Source organism: Solibacillus sp. GQ1 (assembly GCF_059758555.1).
The window spans coordinates 2,377,450-2,392,837 of sequence record NZ_JCAXEX010000001.1 but is presented as its reverse complement, the minus strand read 5'-3'; the positions used below and the strand labels follow the sequence as shown (position 1 = coordinate 2,392,837).

Annotated in this window: 14 protein-coding genes; 11 read left to right on the top strand and 3 right to left on the bottom strand. The window is 38.5% G+C overall.

Annotation, left to right across the window (positions count from 1 at the left end):
* Position 1: 1 nt before the first annotated feature.
* Together AC6CH1_RS12145 and AC6CH1_RS12140 are read right to left on the bottom strand one after the other, a co-directional pair.
* Complete coding sequence (locus tag AC6CH1_RS12145; RefSeq protein WP_498317783.1) at positions 2–346, bottom strand: DUF3169 family protein; 345 nt, start codon at positions 344–346, stop codon at positions 2–4.
* Between the two features lie 79 nt (positions 347–425).
* Positions 426–740 carry a peptidase M4 gene (locus AC6CH1_RS12140; RefSeq protein ID WP_079528542.1) on the bottom strand — a complete coding sequence of 105 codons (315 nt, stop codon included), beginning with the start codon at positions 738–740 and terminating at the stop codon, positions 426–428.
* Between the two features lie 146 nt (positions 741–886).
* Here AC6CH1_RS12140 and AC6CH1_RS12135 point away from each other — a divergent pair, with 146 nt between their 5' ends.
* The 9 genes from AC6CH1_RS12135 to AC6CH1_RS12095 all read left to right on the top strand — a co-directional run bounded on the left by AC6CH1_RS12135 (position 887) and on the right by AC6CH1_RS12095 (position 11,035).
* Entirely contained in the window at positions 887–1,963 is a 1,077-nt protein-coding gene (locus AC6CH1_RS12135) for a M42 family metallopeptidase (RefSeq protein ID WP_427708582.1), read from the top strand.
* Between the two features lie 157 nt (positions 1,964–2,120).
* Positions 2,121–2,657, top strand: coding sequence for a DUF84 family protein (locus AC6CH1_RS12130; RefSeq protein WP_251686450.1), 537 nt, complete (start codon positions 2,121–2,123; stop codon positions 2,655–2,657).
* A gap of 72 nt (positions 2,658–2,729) precedes the next feature.
* Positions 2,730–3,248, top strand: coding sequence for a hypothetical protein (locus AC6CH1_RS12125; protein WP_427708583.1), 519 nt, complete (start codon positions 2,730–2,732; stop codon positions 3,246–3,248).
* Between the two features lie 108 nt (positions 3,249–3,356).
* Positions 3,357–4,172: a DUF1444 domain-containing protein gene (locus tag AC6CH1_RS12120; protein WP_251686452.1), complete on the top strand. Its 816-nt coding sequence runs from the start codon at positions 3,357–3,359 to the stop codon at positions 4,170–4,172.
* Positions 4,169–4,783 (top strand): YtpR family tRNA-binding protein, encoded by a 615-nt coding sequence (gene ytpR / locus AC6CH1_RS12115; protein ID WP_014823085.1) that lies wholly within the window; start codon positions 4,169–4,171, stop codon positions 4,781–4,783. The genes AC6CH1_RS12120 and ytpR overlap by 4 nt, the downstream gene beginning before the upstream one ends.
* 210 nt (positions 4,784–4,993) lie before the next feature.
* The gene (locus tag AC6CH1_RS12110) at positions 4,994–8,167 is read left to right on the top strand and encodes a DNA translocase FtsK (RefSeq protein ID WP_498317687.1); all 3,174 of its coding nucleotides are present in this window, start codon (positions 4,994–4,996) and stop codon (positions 8,165–8,167) included.
* Between the two features lie 145 nt (positions 8,168–8,312).
* Complete coding sequence (murC, locus tag AC6CH1_RS12105) at positions 8,313–9,611, top strand: UDP-N-acetylmuramate--L-alanine ligase (protein ID WP_251686454.1); 1,299 nt, start codon at positions 8,313–8,315, stop codon at positions 9,609–9,611.
* A 391-nt stretch (positions 9,612–10,002) separates the two neighbouring features.
* Entirely contained in the window at positions 10,003–10,512 is a 510-nt protein-coding gene (locus AC6CH1_RS12100) for a DUF948 domain-containing protein (protein ID WP_251686455.1), read from the top strand.
* 40 nt (positions 10,513–10,552) lie between these two features.
* Positions 10,553–11,035, top strand: coding sequence for a YtxH domain-containing protein (locus AC6CH1_RS12095; RefSeq protein ID WP_498317686.1), 483 nt, complete (start codon positions 10,553–10,555; stop codon positions 11,033–11,035).
* A 59-nt stretch (positions 11,036–11,094) separates the two neighbouring features.
* Here AC6CH1_RS12095 and pilM read toward each other — a convergent pair whose 3' ends face one another.
* Positions 11,095–13,236 carry a pilus assembly protein PilM gene (gene pilM / locus AC6CH1_RS12090; RefSeq protein WP_498317685.1) on the bottom strand — a complete coding sequence of 714 codons (2,142 nt, stop codon included), beginning with the start codon at positions 13,234–13,236 and terminating at the stop codon, positions 11,095–11,097.
* 177 nt (positions 13,237–13,413) lie between these two features.
* Here pilM and AC6CH1_RS12085 point away from each other — a divergent pair, with 177 nt between their 5' ends.
* Entirely contained in the window at positions 13,414–14,499 is a 1,086-nt protein-coding gene (locus AC6CH1_RS12085) for a bifunctional 3-deoxy-7-phosphoheptulonate synthase/chorismate mutase (RefSeq protein ID WP_251686458.1), read from the top strand.
* Between the two features lie 127 nt (positions 14,500–14,626).
* A complete protein-coding gene (locus tag AC6CH1_RS12080; protein ID WP_498317781.1) occupies positions 14,627–15,388 on the top strand; it encodes a 3-hydroxybutyrate dehydrogenase in 762 nt (253 codons plus the stop codon).

The window sequence follows — 15,388 nt, the reverse complement described above, 5'->3', positions numbered from 1 at the left end:
ATTATCGATTACGTACTTTCAGCATATATTGAGTGTTTACAGTAATTAATATTATAGCAATGATGAGAATGGCGAAAAGCTGGGATTCACCGGATGCGACTGAACAGAACATGCATAGTAACAAGGAACATAGTAATAAAATATTCTCTAAATTAAATGCCGAATATAACCCTTGTAACATGATATGGCGCTCGCCTTCGTCGGACATTTCAAACATCTTTTTCGTATATTGCTTATCATTATAAGAAGGGATTTCACGGTACGGATACACATATTTAATATAATTGCCTACTAATGGTGTAGCAATAATAGCTAATAATATAGCAGGAATTGAAAGAATTTGAATAACGATTGACTGTTCTGTAATGATAGCTACACAACCAAAAAAATACGATGACTAAAATTACGTCATCGCATCTTTTACATTATATTTGTTTAATATCTACAATGGCACCGGAACGGGCATCTGCTGCGAACTCGTAGTTTTCAAGCTCGCCGTTGATTGTACGTGAAATACCTCCACGGTAAACCGGAGTTTCTGTAAAGCCATTACTGAAGTTTTCAGTTTTCATGTAAATCCAAGAACCATCAATTGGTGCATGTTTTTTAAATTCATCTTTAATGTTAGCTAAAATATGATCTGGATTCGCAAATGGTGCGACACGATTGCTCATTTCCTTAACAATGACAGCAGCTGCCATCCCTGTTACAACCCCTATTGTAAAGTCTTTTAAATTCATTTCAAAATACCTCCTCAAAATAGTGACTACATTTACTTTATCATATTCTGAAAATAGAGTAAAAATAATAGAAGGTTCGAAAGTCGAAATAGTGCTTATAATTTATGGTATAATGAAGGCAAATCTACATTTAGAGGTGTTACAGAATGAATCAAGATACACTTGCTCTTTTTAAAACATTAACAGAACTGCCTGGTGCACCAGGGAATGAGCGTGCGGTCCGCAATTTTATGCGCTCAGAATTAGCGAAATATTCTGATGAAGTGATCCAGGATAATTTAGGTGGCGTATTTGGTGTGCGTAAAGCAAAAGATGAACAAGCGCCAAAAATTTTAGTTGCTGGCCATATGGATGAAGTCGCTTTTATGGTTACTTCCATTACTGAAAACGGCATGATCCGTTTCCAAACACTTGGCGGCTGGTGGAATCAGGTTATGCTGGCACAGCGCGTTACGCTTTATACAAAAGACCGTGAAATTCCAGGTGTTATTGCATCAATTCCGCCGCACTTATTAACAGATGCGGAACGTTCTAAACCGATGGATATTAAAAATATGCTGATCGATATCGGAGCAGATTCAAAAGAAGATGCGATGAATTTAGGTGTACGTCCAGGACAATCCATTATTCCTGTATGTCCATTCACACCGATGGCTAATCCGAAAAAAATTATGGCAAAAGCGTGGGATAACCGCTACGGCTGTGGATTAGCGATTGAACTTTTAAAAGAGATTCACGGTCAAGAAGTGAAGAGCCATATTTATTCTGGAGCGAATGTTATGGAAGAGGTCGGTTTACGCGGTGCAGCGGTTTCATCTAATATGATTAAACCTGATCTGTTTTTTGCATTGGATGCATCACCGGCGAATGATACATCTGGCGATAAAAATGAATTCGGTCAACTAGGTAAAGGAACATTACTACGAATTTTAGACCGTTCAATGGTTACACACCGTGGTATGCGTGAATTCGTGCTGGACACAGCAGAATCAAACAATATTCCATACCAATATTTCGTCTCTCAAGGTGGTACAGACGCAGGACGTGTACACACTCAAAATGACGGGATTCCATCAGCTGTAATCGGGGTTTGCTCACGTTATATTCACACATCTGCGTCGATTATTCATGTGGATGACTATGCAGCTGCTAAAGAACTGTTAGTAAAATTAATTCAAACTGCCGACCGTTCTACAATCGAATCTATTCGCGCAAACGTATAAAAAAAATCAATATTATATTATAATACAAGGATGCGAACTTATCGCATTCTTGTTTTTTAGTTGCGGATAATGGGTTTAACGTGACTTACATAAAAATCGGTAAACCATTTTATATAGGTATAGACCGTTTAAAAACGAATAGCTTGGAGATGAAATAATGAGAGTAGCAGTCGGATCGAAAAATAAGGCGAAATTAGGTGCCGTTGAAGCAATTGTCAAACAGTATTTCCCTGAAGCCACAATCGAAAATATGGAAGTGCCTTCAGATGTATCAATTCAGCCCTTCTCAAATGAAGAAACGAGACAAGGGGCGATCAACCGTGCACGTCATACAATGATGCTTACAAATGCTGATATAACATTTGGACTTGAAGGCGGCGTCGATGAAATCGAAGGAACAATGTATTGCTGTAACTGGGGGGCGGCTGTTTTGAAGGATGGGACAGTCATTGCCAGCTCAGGAGCTCAATTTGCCTTACCGGAAGAAATTGCACAGGAGCTTCGTATGGGCAAGGAACTCGGACCGGTGATGGACGTCTATACAGATAGCGAAAATATTCGCCATCATCAAGGAGCAGTTGGTATTTTTTCAAATAATTTAATCGACCGAAAAGAAATGTTTGAACATATTGTTAAGTTATTAGTCGGTCAAATCTTGTTTAAAATAAACAAAGAGCAATCGGACCGGATGTAGAGCACAATCGTTGCATTACGGCTCGAAAAATTATTATGATACTGATGGAACGTTTGAAAGAGAGGGAAAACAATGAGTCGTAAATGGATACATGCGTTTTTGCTTACTTCACTTGTTGTTATATTATCAGCATGCAGTCAAACAGTTGAAGAACAGGCACAAGCAGGGATGGAAAATGCTGAAACAATGTTTAGCAACGAAGCGAATGAAGCAAACAAAACGATTGGACATATAGAACTATACTTACCAAAAGGATATAGTATTGAAAAAGGAATCGATGAATTGAATTATACGATTCTGAACGGTAAAGATTCCTATATATTATTCGTTAATCAAAATGAACCAGAAGACAGTCAATTACAATATGACTTGTTAAAGCAGGAAAACAAAAATGAAATTGTCGAAGAGAAAACATTCGAATCGGATGGCCAATTCGGATTTTCTGCTGTCACAAAATTTCCTGAAGAGAAATATGAGCTGATCGTTAATTTAGGCGGCGTTAAGCTGTCGACTATTTCCGAGAATAAGAAAATTGACGATAAAATCCAGGAAATGATGGAAATTGTGAAAACAGTGAAAGTGGTTAACTAGTTGAGGCGTTGAGTAAAGTAATCATATAGCTTTTTTGTTACAATAGATGAAGTAAATGGAACGGTTCACATTTGTGAGCCGTTTTTGATTAGATAAAGGAGTGGTTGAATGGAATCGAAACAGTTAGTAGCTGAACTGAAGACTAAGCTAGGTGAGGCAAACTTTACATTCACATTCGATGAAAAGCATGATAAATTACGTCTTGAACATAAAAAAATTGGACGAGGGATGGATATCTCTTTACCCGAAATTTTAACGAAGTACGAAAAGAAAAAACAGCAGGCAATTGATGAAGTAATTTATACAATTGAGCAAACATTTTTAGCGATGCAGCGAGAAAAAGAACAGGGCTTTGCAGGTCTTGCTTCTGTTTATCCAATTATCCGCTCAACATCCTTCCCTAAAAAGTCGAATGATGGTCATGCTTTTGTCATGACAGACCATACAGCGGAAACACGTATTTATTATGCGCTCGATTTAGGTACAACTTATCGTTTAATTGATGAGTCAATGTTGCCGAAATTAAATGTAACAGAGGAGCATATACGTGAAGCTGCACGTTTTTCTGTAAAAAAATTGCCGACTTCTGTTAAACGTGATGAAGTTTCCGGTAATGTTTATTACTTTTTAAATCAGAATGACGGTTATGATGCAAGCCGTATTTTAAATGAAAGCTTTTTGAAGGAAATGGAAAGTCAAATTGAAGGCGAAATGACGGTATCTGTCCCGCATCAGGACGTATTAATTATTGGTGATATTCGGAATGAAGTAGGGTATGATGTATTAGCGCAGATGACGATGCATTTCTTTACAGTTGGCGCGGTTCCGATTACGAGCTTGTCATTTGTATATGAAAACGGTCATTTAGAACCAATATTTATTTTAGCGAAAAACAAAGTAAAAAAGGAGCAAGAAGAAAAATGAAAGTAGCTTACAACAAAGCACATGTAGGAGATGTCCTATTAGTTCAATTATCAATGGAGCCAATCGTAAAAACAGCGATGGATCGCGCTGGCGATGTAGCCATTTTAAAAGAAGAGACAACTGGTGAAGTGAAAGCATTTAACCTTTTTAATGCTAGCAAGTATGTAGAACTGGATGTTGCAGGGAATGTGGAAGTAACACCGGAACTTGTAGAGAAAATAGAAGCAGCTTTAAAAGCAAATGGCGCAGAAATTTCTCTAGATGTAGACTTCTCACCAAAATTTGTAGTTGGCTATGTTGAATCAAAAGAAAAGCATCCAAATGCAGATAAACTAAGTGTTTGTAAAGTAAACGTTGGGGATGAAACATTACAAATCGTATGTGGAGCACCGAATGTTGACGCAGGCCAAAAAGTAGTTGTAGCTAAAGTTGGCGCTGTTATGCCTTCTGGTCTATTGATCAAAGAAGGTAACTTACGCGGTGAAGATTCATTCGGTATGCTTTGCTCTGCACGTGAACTAGCAATTCCAGGCGCACCTGAAGTAAAAGGTATTTTAGTGCTGGAAGATTCTGCAGAAGTAGGAAGCCCATTCGAGGTTCCAACTCGTTAATAAGTACGATAAGTTAGTATGTTGAGCTGAGTCTCTCATACTAACTTTTTTTTATCCTTAAAAATATCAGCGACAAAGCGCATTTACCCGGCAAATATGATATGCTTTTGAGGTGTATATTATTTATACACAGCAATTTAAATAAGAATAAAGACCGTTGCAAATAGTGGAATTTGTACGGCAATGTTTTTAAGGAAAGAAGTGGTATTTATGAGTTGGATTAAAAATAAATTTAATAAGCTATTTAAAATGGATTCAGATGAAGAATATGATGAGTATGATGATTCTCCAAAAATGGATGAAATAGATCAAACAAAACAATCACAAGCGCAGCAAAATTATTATGAAGAACCTGATGCGCCGAAAAAAGCATTCCGATTTCCTTTAATAGAAGATGATTATGAAGAAACAGTTAAGCAAGAAAATGAGCAGCGACAAACGACGCGCTTTTATGATGATGATAAGGAAGAACTGACATTACCAAATTATTTGCAAAAGCATACAGCCAAGGAAGTATATGAAGTCGAAGTATCCGGTATACGAGATTTACTGGAACGCCGCCGCAAAGGGAAAGGCCACACAAATGTCGTGCATACAAGAGATCCTGTACGACGTTTACCGAATTTAAAAGAAGAACGGGAAGCGATACGTCACAATAAGCCTGTACGCGCAGAAAGAACTGAAAATAAACAAATTTTAAAACCGATCGAAATTAGGAAACGTTTTATTCCTACCGATGTTCCGTCGCCTGTACATGGTTTTAAAAAGCCGTCATCAATTGAAAAATTAATTGAAAAGCAGCAGGATGAAAAGCTTAAAAATGAAGAGCACGAACATAAATCAATAATTGAACCAGAACATAATGAAACGGCAGAACAGCCGACTGAACCGGTTGATGTACAACCAAATGAGGAAGAACAACAAGCTGTAACAAATTATGAACAAGAAATACATGAGCCTTATTCAGAAGAAGAAATTGCCCAAACTGAACCACTTGAATCAGAACCTGAACTTGCCCCTGTGAATGAGGAAGAATTGATCGAAGTCGAAAATGACGAATCAATTGAAGAAGACAAGCAACCGGTGGAAGAAGAGGTGCTTGAACAACGGACAGAAGCAGTTGTCGAAATAGAAGATGAAGCGGAAGAAGTAGTGAAAGAGGAACCTTCCGTTGCAGAAACAATCAGTGATGTACAAGTGAAGCATGTAACAATTGAAAATTCGACAATACACATCGGTCAATTAAATGTGGAGCAAATGCCTCCATCTGAAGAAGCCATTGTAATTGAAGAGAAGAAGGAAGAAACGGATGCAGTACAGCCAATCAGTACGAGAAGCCGTGTTCCTTTTAATGTGGTGATGCTGAAGTCAGACAAGCAAAAACTAATGACGAAGCAATTTGTTGAACAGCAGTTAAGCATGCAAAGTAAAAAAAATAAACTAGACGAAGTAAAGCAAGAAAACATTATGAATCCGGTTGAAGAAACTAATGAAGTTCATACTGAACTAGAGGATATAGTGCAACATGAAAAGAATGATGAAATAGAAGCTGTTAAAAAGGAAGCTCAGTTATCTCAGAATGAAGTACGACCTGTACAGGAAAATGCTGAAATCATTACTTTTAACGAACAGGTTGTGAAGCATGAACCGACTAATCAGTATGAAGAGGAAACGATGAGGGTACCTATTTCTACATCTATTGGGTTGTTGGAACGTGAATCCGATATACCTGCAAAAGTAGAAGAGTTATTAGAAGTAGCAGCGACTACGGAAGCAGTAGTAGAAGAAGTTCCAGAAACGCTGAACGTTCAAGAAGTACCGGAAATCCAAGAGGTAACAGAACTTCCGTCAGTTGAAGAAGAGGAAGAGCTAATTGTTGAAGAAACAGCAGACGTAAAAGCACCTTCTACTCAAGAAGTGATAGCAGAGGAAGCTGAGACCGTAATAGAAGCACCTCCAGTTAAAAGGATACCTTATGTAAAGCCACCTCTTGAATACTTAGTACCGCCGGAGGAAATGGTGGAAGACCGCGACTGGATGGATGAACAAGGCGAAAATTTAGTGGAAGCACTATCCCATTTCCAAGTTCAGGCGCAGATTGAATCGATTGTCCAAGGACCGGCCGTTACACAATTTGAAATTACAGTAGGGCACGGGACGAAGGTAAGCAAAGTCCGCAATTTAACGGATGATATTAAATTGGCATTAGCTGCAAAAGATATTCGAATTGATGCGCCAATTCCGGGGAAACGATCAATCGGTATTGAAATTCCAAACCGGATTTCTCGTTCGGTGCGCCTATCAGAAGTGACAGAATCAGCTTCGTTTAAAGATTCAGATTCCCCATTGGAAGCAGCACTTGGTTTGGATTTAACAGGAAAGCCGGTCACAATCGACTTACGGAAAATGCCGCATGGTCTGATCGCCGGTGCCACAGGATCGGGTAAATCGGTATGTATTAACTCGATTTTAGTCAGCCTGCTGTATAAAGCAAATCCGAATGAATTAAAGCTTATGCTGATTGACCCGAAAATGGTAGAACTGGCGCCATTTAACCATATTCCGCATTTAGTCAGCCCTGTTATTACAGATGTTAAAGCAGCGACTGCAGCGTTAAAATGGGCAGTTGAGGAAATGGAAAGACGTTATGAGTTATTTATGCACAGCGGTGCACGTAAAATAGAAGCATATAATAAAATGTGTGATGCAAATGGTATGTATGCACAGAAGCTTCCTTACTTATTAATTGTCATCGATGAGTTGGCAGATTTAATGATGATGTCCCCACAAGATGTGGAAGACAGCATTGTACGAATTACGCAAAAGGCCCGTGCTGCAGGAATACACTTAATTGTTGCTACACAGCGCCCATCAGTAGATGTTATAACTGGTCTGATAAAGTCCAATATTCCAACGCGTATCGCCTTTTCAGTATCATCACAAATCGACTCTCGCACAATTTTGGATTCACAGGGTGCAGAACGATTACTGGGACGCGGAGATATGCTATATTTAGGAAATGGAATGTCGGCTCCAACCCGTATTCAAGGTACATTTGTAACAGATGATGAAATCGAAGAAATTATCGAGTATGTACGTGAACAAGGAGAGCCACAATATATTTTTAAACAGGAAGAATTATTAAAACGCTCAGAAACAATAGAGGAACAAGATGAGTTGTTTGAAGAGGCATGCCGATTTGTGTTTGAACAAGGCTCAGCATCGACATCACTTTTACAACGCCGTTATCATATTGGCTATAATCGAGCAGCTAGATTAATCGATATGTTAGAGCGACATGGTTATGTTTCAGAACCAAAAGGAAGCAAACCGAGAGATGTATATATTACAGAAGAAGAGCTGTTTGAGCAATTCGGAGGCTAAAGCACAGCAAGTTGAACAATTAAAAAAATTAGAATTGTCGTTCAATTATCGTAACGTGTATTTAGTGCTATAATGTAGGCATACTTTGAAACAATAATTTGATAATTCAATGGGGTCTTCGTATCCTAGGAGGGTTTTATAAATAATGACACGCTATCATTTTACCGGTATTAAAGGTTCAGGCATGAGTTCCCTGGCGCAAATTCTATTTGATGCAGGAGAGCAAGTTCAAGGTTCCGACTATGAAACATACTATTTTACGGAGCAACCATTACGTGACCGAGGAATAGAAATTTTAAATTTCGATGAAAACAATATTAAAGAAGGTTTAACAGTTATTGCAGGGAATGCGTTTAATGATGATCATCCAGAATTAGTGCGTGCACGCGAGTTAGGTGTTGAGGTCATTCGCTACCATAAGTTTTTAGGTGAATACAGCAATCGCTATACTTCAATTGCCATCACAGGTGCACATGGTAAAACGTCTACGACTGGTTTAATGAGCCATGTTGTAGGCGGTTATATGCCGACATCGTATTTAATCGGTGACGGTACTGGTTCAGGTAAAAAAGATGCTTCATATTTTGTTATGGAAGCATGTGAATACCGTCGCCACTTTTTAGCGTACCATCCGGATTATGCAATCATGACGAATATCGATTTTGATCATCCGGATTATTTCACGAGTATTGACGATGTATACGATGCTTTCCAACAGCTGGCTTTACAAGTGAATAAAGCAATCATTGCCTGCGGAGATGATGAACAGCTTCAGAAAATTCAAGCCAATGTACCAGTTGTCTACTATGGTTTTGATCCTGCTAATGATTTTTCTGCGCGTAATATCGTAAAAACATCAGAAGGTACGGAATTTGATGTTTATGTACGTAATGAGTTTTACAGCAAATTCTTTATCCCGCTATTCGGTGACCATACGATTTTAAACTCTTTGGCGGTGATTTCACTTTGTCATTATGAAGGGGTTCCAGCAAAGCTGATTCAAGAACGCCTTAATACTTATGGCGGTGTAAAACGTCGATTTACTGAAACAAAAGTGGGTAATGCAATTTTAGTGGATGATTATGCACATCATCCAACAGAAATTGCGGCAACTTTGCAATCAGCGCGACAAAAATATCCAGATCGTGAAGTTGTAGCTGTATTCCAGCCTCATACTTTTACTCGAACTAAAGCATTTTTACAAAATTTTGCGGATAGTTTAAGCGGTGCCGACACAACCTACTTATGTGATATTTTTGGTTCAGCACGTGAAAAACAAGGAGAGCTTTCGATTCATGATTTAGCAAACTTAATCGATGGCTGTACTGTGTTAACAACCGAAACAGTTGATCAACTTAAAAAACATGAAAATGCCGTATTCCTGTTTATGGGAGCGGGAGATGTTCATAAATATCAAGATGCCTTTGAAGCAATTTTGAATTAATTGAAAAACAGCTTAACCTAGAAGTAAAAGGATAAGCTGTTTTTCCATACATAAAGTGAAACTCCAATCAGCAGGTTGTTGTCTTCATCCCCTAGTGATACGACCAACATTGTGTTGGCCCAAAGCAACCGGATTTTCCGTTAATACGGGACAAATGATAGAACTTCTATTTATAAAGGGTTTTATTCATCAAGAGATTGGGGAATATGAAAGCATGGACAAAATGGCCATTCGCCTTTAGTGAATAAATAAATAACAAATTAACAGTATTCACGTAAGAAAAGCTTGTATTTCGTGAGGGTTTTTCGGAAAAAATGCTTTTCTAGGAAAAGGATTGTCGCAATTTTTGTCGAATGTAATAAATGGAACTAGATAGAGGAGGTTATATTTGATGGAAGTATTACTTTATATTGCGGCATTAGTGGCTGCAATCGGATTTTTAGTCCTATGCGTAAGTATTGGTATGACATTGTTTTCTGTTAAGAATACATTAAATTCAATTGCGGGAACTGTTGCCGGCATCGAAGGACAAATGGAAGGCATTACACGTGAGACGACAAGCCTGCTTACAAAAACAAATGCACTGGCAGATGATATTTCAGATAAATCGGAGAAGTTAAATTCAGTAATGCATGCTGTAAAAGGTGTTGGGGATTCTGTGAATAATTTGAATTCATCAGTTCAACGTATTACAACATCGATTTCAACAGAAGTGCATAAAAACGAAGACAAGATTGCGCAAGTCGTACAATGGAGTAATGTAGCGATGGGGATTGCAGACCAATGGCGTCAGCGCAAGCCGATTAATGAAGAAGATATCATTTATACGAGTACTAAAACAAATGAAACACCACCAAATTTAGGCCAGAAATCAAAGTTTGGTTTCTTAAAACGCAAGTAAAAGGGAAAATGACATTCAATAACAAGGGGGAGTTTTTAAAATGGAAGAAAAACGCGTAAACTATGATTATAACCGATTAAATGATTCGATCTATGATGATGAAAAAATTCACGTTAAGGATTTTGTTATCGGCGCATTAGTAGGCGGTATTGTCGGTGTAGCGACAGCTTTATTACTTACGCCTAAGACAGGCAGTGAAATGCGTAATGATGTTGCGGTACAAGCTGTCACATTAAAGGATAAGAGCATTGAGCTTTCTGGCACGGCAAAGGAGAAAACGGCACAGCTATCGACGCAATTAAAAGAGCAATCTTCTTCAATTGTTGAAAAAGTGAAAGCGAAAACAGCGAAACAACCACCAGTTATGGATGATGGAACTGCTTCATCAGAAGGTGAGGAACCATTACCATTGGATAAAATGGTAGATGAAGAAGTACTTGCTGCTGAAGCTCCGGATCCGGATAGCGTAAATACAGACCCGGATATCGCACCAAACTCAACACGCCATACAGATGTACAATAATAAGAAAAACGGCTCCCAAAAAAATATTGGGAGCCGTTTTTTTATTATTCCACAACCGGTTAATCGGTAAGCTGAATTTCAAGTTGGTCGCCACCGAATATTTCGGCATCAAATGAAGAAGGCGCACCATTACGTAAAATCACAAATGACCCTTTAAATGACGCAGGAAGCTGCCAGTTGGAAAAACGAAAGACATCTTGATAAATCCATTTGCTTGTATCTTTTTCGATAATATTAATTGTAGCCCCATTCGGCACTGTTGCTTCACGTTGGACTACTTGACCGTTTACAGAAAACTCACGGGCCACCTTTACAAGTTCGACTTGTTCATGCTGGAACTCTACAATCGCCTTTTCTTCCAACAACAAATTCAAATGTGCTGCAATTTGTTCAGCTGTAGGTAAATGACGCTGTTCGAATGTAATGATATCTCCATTTTGAATAGGGTAATGCAGTTTCCCCGGCTTTCCGTTAATGAAAAGCTGTGATGAAAAATCAGGGAACGATACAGGTTTCCCATCGATATGAACAAAATATGATTGGAATTGCTGCATATGCACAGAATGGTTCATAGATTTCAATACATCTTCCAACGTTTCGATTGTTTCGACGACAATTAAGTCTCGATCCTGTAAAGGTGTATCCAATTTTGCGATTTGACCGTTTACAAATACTTTCGGTTCAATAGTGTATTGCTTTTCTTGAATTATCACAGTTTTTACGGATGCATGGTCAATAATATCCCCTATAGTAACAGATGCGGCAGTCCCATCTTTTCCGGGAATCAGCTCTATTTGATCTCCATTTTGAATAAGGGATTTAATCGAGGCATTTTCACCATTCAATATGATCTGTGCCGGCTGTCCATGCTCACCTGGCACGAAAACATTTTGACCGTTCACTGTAATCGACAAACCGTGTCCGGGTTTGCCGTATAATTGTTTTGCTCTGACGTTCGCAGCCAAAAATGCATCACCGACTGTCATTTCTTTCAACTCAAATAGTCGTACAACTTGTTGATTTACTTGAATTGACATGTAATGGATCGGTGACTTTTGTGCGGCAATGGCAATTCCAATCGGTGTCACAAGCTCAGGTGTTGCAGCAATATGTTGAGCCCGTGTTAAATTCTGAATGGCACTCACATCACGTACCGCTACACGGTTAGACGGCAAATTTAATGTTTTGCCGAGCTCTTCCGGCAAGTGAGGTGTTAAACTCCCGCCCCCAACTAACATGACCGCTTTTGGAGGGGTGTTATTATTTAACCGTAGTATTTCGTCGCCAATAGACTTCGCCAAATTTTCAATTGCTGGATATATTGCCTTGATTACTTCTTCACGAGGAAAATATTCGTCAAATCCCAAAATATCCTGAATGAGAATTTCCTCACTCGTATGCAATTGGCGCTTTGCCATTTCAGCGACCGGAAAGTCCAGTAAATAGTGGTCACTTAAACTTTCGGTAATTTCATCACCAGCAGTCGGCACCATTCCGTATGCTACAACCGTACTTTTGTCTGTAATGGCAATATCCGAAGTTCCGGCACCAATATCAACAAGTGCCACATTCAAGCGGCGCATGGAAGGAGGAATAAGTACATTAATCGCGGCAATCGGTTCTAACGTGAGGGCTTCCATTTCCAAATTGGCTCGTTTTAATGCAGCTAGCAATGATTCCACGACTACGCGCGGCAGGAAAGTGGCAATCACTTCAACGGATGCTTCATCACCTTGCTGATCGAGGAGGCTCCCAATTTCTTCTCCATCCAAACGGAAATATAAAACGGAATAGCCAACACAATAATAATGGTTATTTTTTGTATCTTCTTTATGAAGCAATAATTTTTGCTGAGCCTGTTGAACGGCTTGAAGTTCTAAGCGGTTAATATCTTCATCAGTAAAGATCGGTCGGTTTTTAATAGAAATGGAAACACTGGCCTGTTCGGTTTTTAATGCACGCCCGGCTGCTGCTACACTCACTTTCTCCAAAGGACCGTGAGTTTCTTCCAATTTCGTCTTAATTTCCTGTATAAGCTCCGCTACATACAGGACGTTATGTATTTGGCCATCAACCATTGCACGTTCTTTATGTTCTTTTACTAAAATATCGGCGACATGGTATGTATCTGTATGCTGCTCTAAAATAATACCGACAACGGAGCGTGTTCCGATATCAAGTGCGAACAATTTGTTTGCCATATGAAAACGCTTCCTTTCTATTATTATCACAATATACTTTAACGAGTTGAAGCGCTAAATTAAAAATGCGTGACAATCTACAATAGTTTGATTATAATAAGATTATTACTTAAAAATGTATCATACTTTTTATTTATCTGAAAGTGCCGGATACGCAAAGAAGAGGGGTAGAGGAATATGCATCAACAAGATTTAGAAAGCTTACGTAGCCAGATTGACAGCTTGAACTTAGAAATTTTACGTTTAATTAATGAACGTGCATCAGTAGTGGAAGAAATTGGTAAGATTAAAGAGAAGCAAGGTGTCAATCGCTATGATCCGTTACGCGAGCGTCATATGCTTGACTTAATTAAAGAAAACAATAACGGCCCGTTAAATCAAATGACGGTTGATTATATTTTTAAACAAATCTTCAAAACAGCGCTTAAACAATTAGAAGCAGAAAAGAAAAAAGAATTACTCGTTTCACGTAAAGAAAAGTCAGAAGATACTGTCATTAATGTTAATGGTGAATTAATCGGTACAGGTGCTCCTTCGTTCGTATTTGGACCATGTGCGGTTGAGTCGTATGAACAAGTTGCTGCAGTAGCAGCAACAATTCAGGAAAAAGGATTAAAATTAATCCGAGGTGGTGCATACAAACCACGTACATCTCCGTATGATTTCCAAGGCCTAGGTTTGGACGGCCTTAAGATTTTAAAAGATGTTTCTAAAGAATACGGTTTAGGTGTTATTACAGAAATCGTAACACCTGCTGATTTAGACCATGCATTAGATTACATCGATGTAATTCAAATCGGAGCTCGTAATATGCAAAACTTCGAATTATTAAAAGCAGCTGGATCAACGAATAAGCCTGTCTTATTAAAACGCGGTTTAGCAGCGACAATTGATGAGTTCATCCATGCAGCAGAGTACATCATGTCAAAAGGTAATGAAAACATTATTTTATGTGAACGCGGTATTCGCACATACGAAAAAGCAACTCGTAACACATTAGATATTTCGGCAGTTCCGATTTTAAAACAAGAAACACATTTACCGGTTATGGTAGACGTGACGCACTCTACAGGTCGTCGTGATTTATTATTGCCATGTTCAAAAGCTGCAATCGCTATTGGAGCAGACGGTGTAATGGCAGAAGTGCATCCAGATCCATCAATCGCATTATCGGATCAGCAACAGCAAATGGATATCCCGACATTCAATGCTTACTACGATGAACTTTTAAAATTCATGAAACAATACGAAGTGTCAAAATAAACATTAATAAGCCCATGTTGAGTCAATTCAACATGGGCCTTTATGTATTTCTGCATGTTTTAATTTGACGAATAGTAGTGTAATAAATTACAATTTTTTCTAAATACCTTATATAAGGGGGAATGACATAGTGCAAAAAATTGCGTTAATCACGGGGGCTGCACAAGGAATCGGCTTTGAAATTGCTAAAGAGCTTTCAAACAATGGGATGACAGTTATTATTTCAGATAAAAATGAAGAAAGACTGAAAGAAGCAATTACAGAACGACCGGATTTAAAGTATTTACTTTGTGATGTCAGCGATGAAGACCAAATTAAAGAAACAATCGATACAGTTATTTCGCAGTTTGGTGCACTACATGCCATGATCAACAATGCTGGTTTCCAACATGTATCCATAATAGAGGAATTTGATACGGAAGTTTTTGAATTGATGCAGAAAGTAATGGTTGTAGGGCCTTTTATTTTTATGAAGTATGCATTACCTATTATGAAACAGCAAAACTTTGGCAGAATAATTAACATTGCGTCCATCAATGGTTTGGTCGGTTTTGCAGGGAAAGCCGGCTATAATACCGCTAAACATGGTGTTATTGGTTTAACTAAAGTAGCAGCACTTGAAACGGCAGCAAATGGAATTACAGTAAATGCAATTTGTCCCGGCTATGTTGATACGAAATTAGTTAGAAATCAATTTCAGGATTTAGCGAAAACACGGAATATAGCGGTTGAAGATGTATTGGAGCAAGTACTCTATCCTTTAGTGCCACAAAAGCGCTTAATTGATGTTTCCGAAATTGCAGCGTTAGTCATCTATTTATGCAGTGATGCAGCAAAAGGGATGACAGGACAGGCGGTTGTATTGGATGGAGGATACACCGTTCAATAA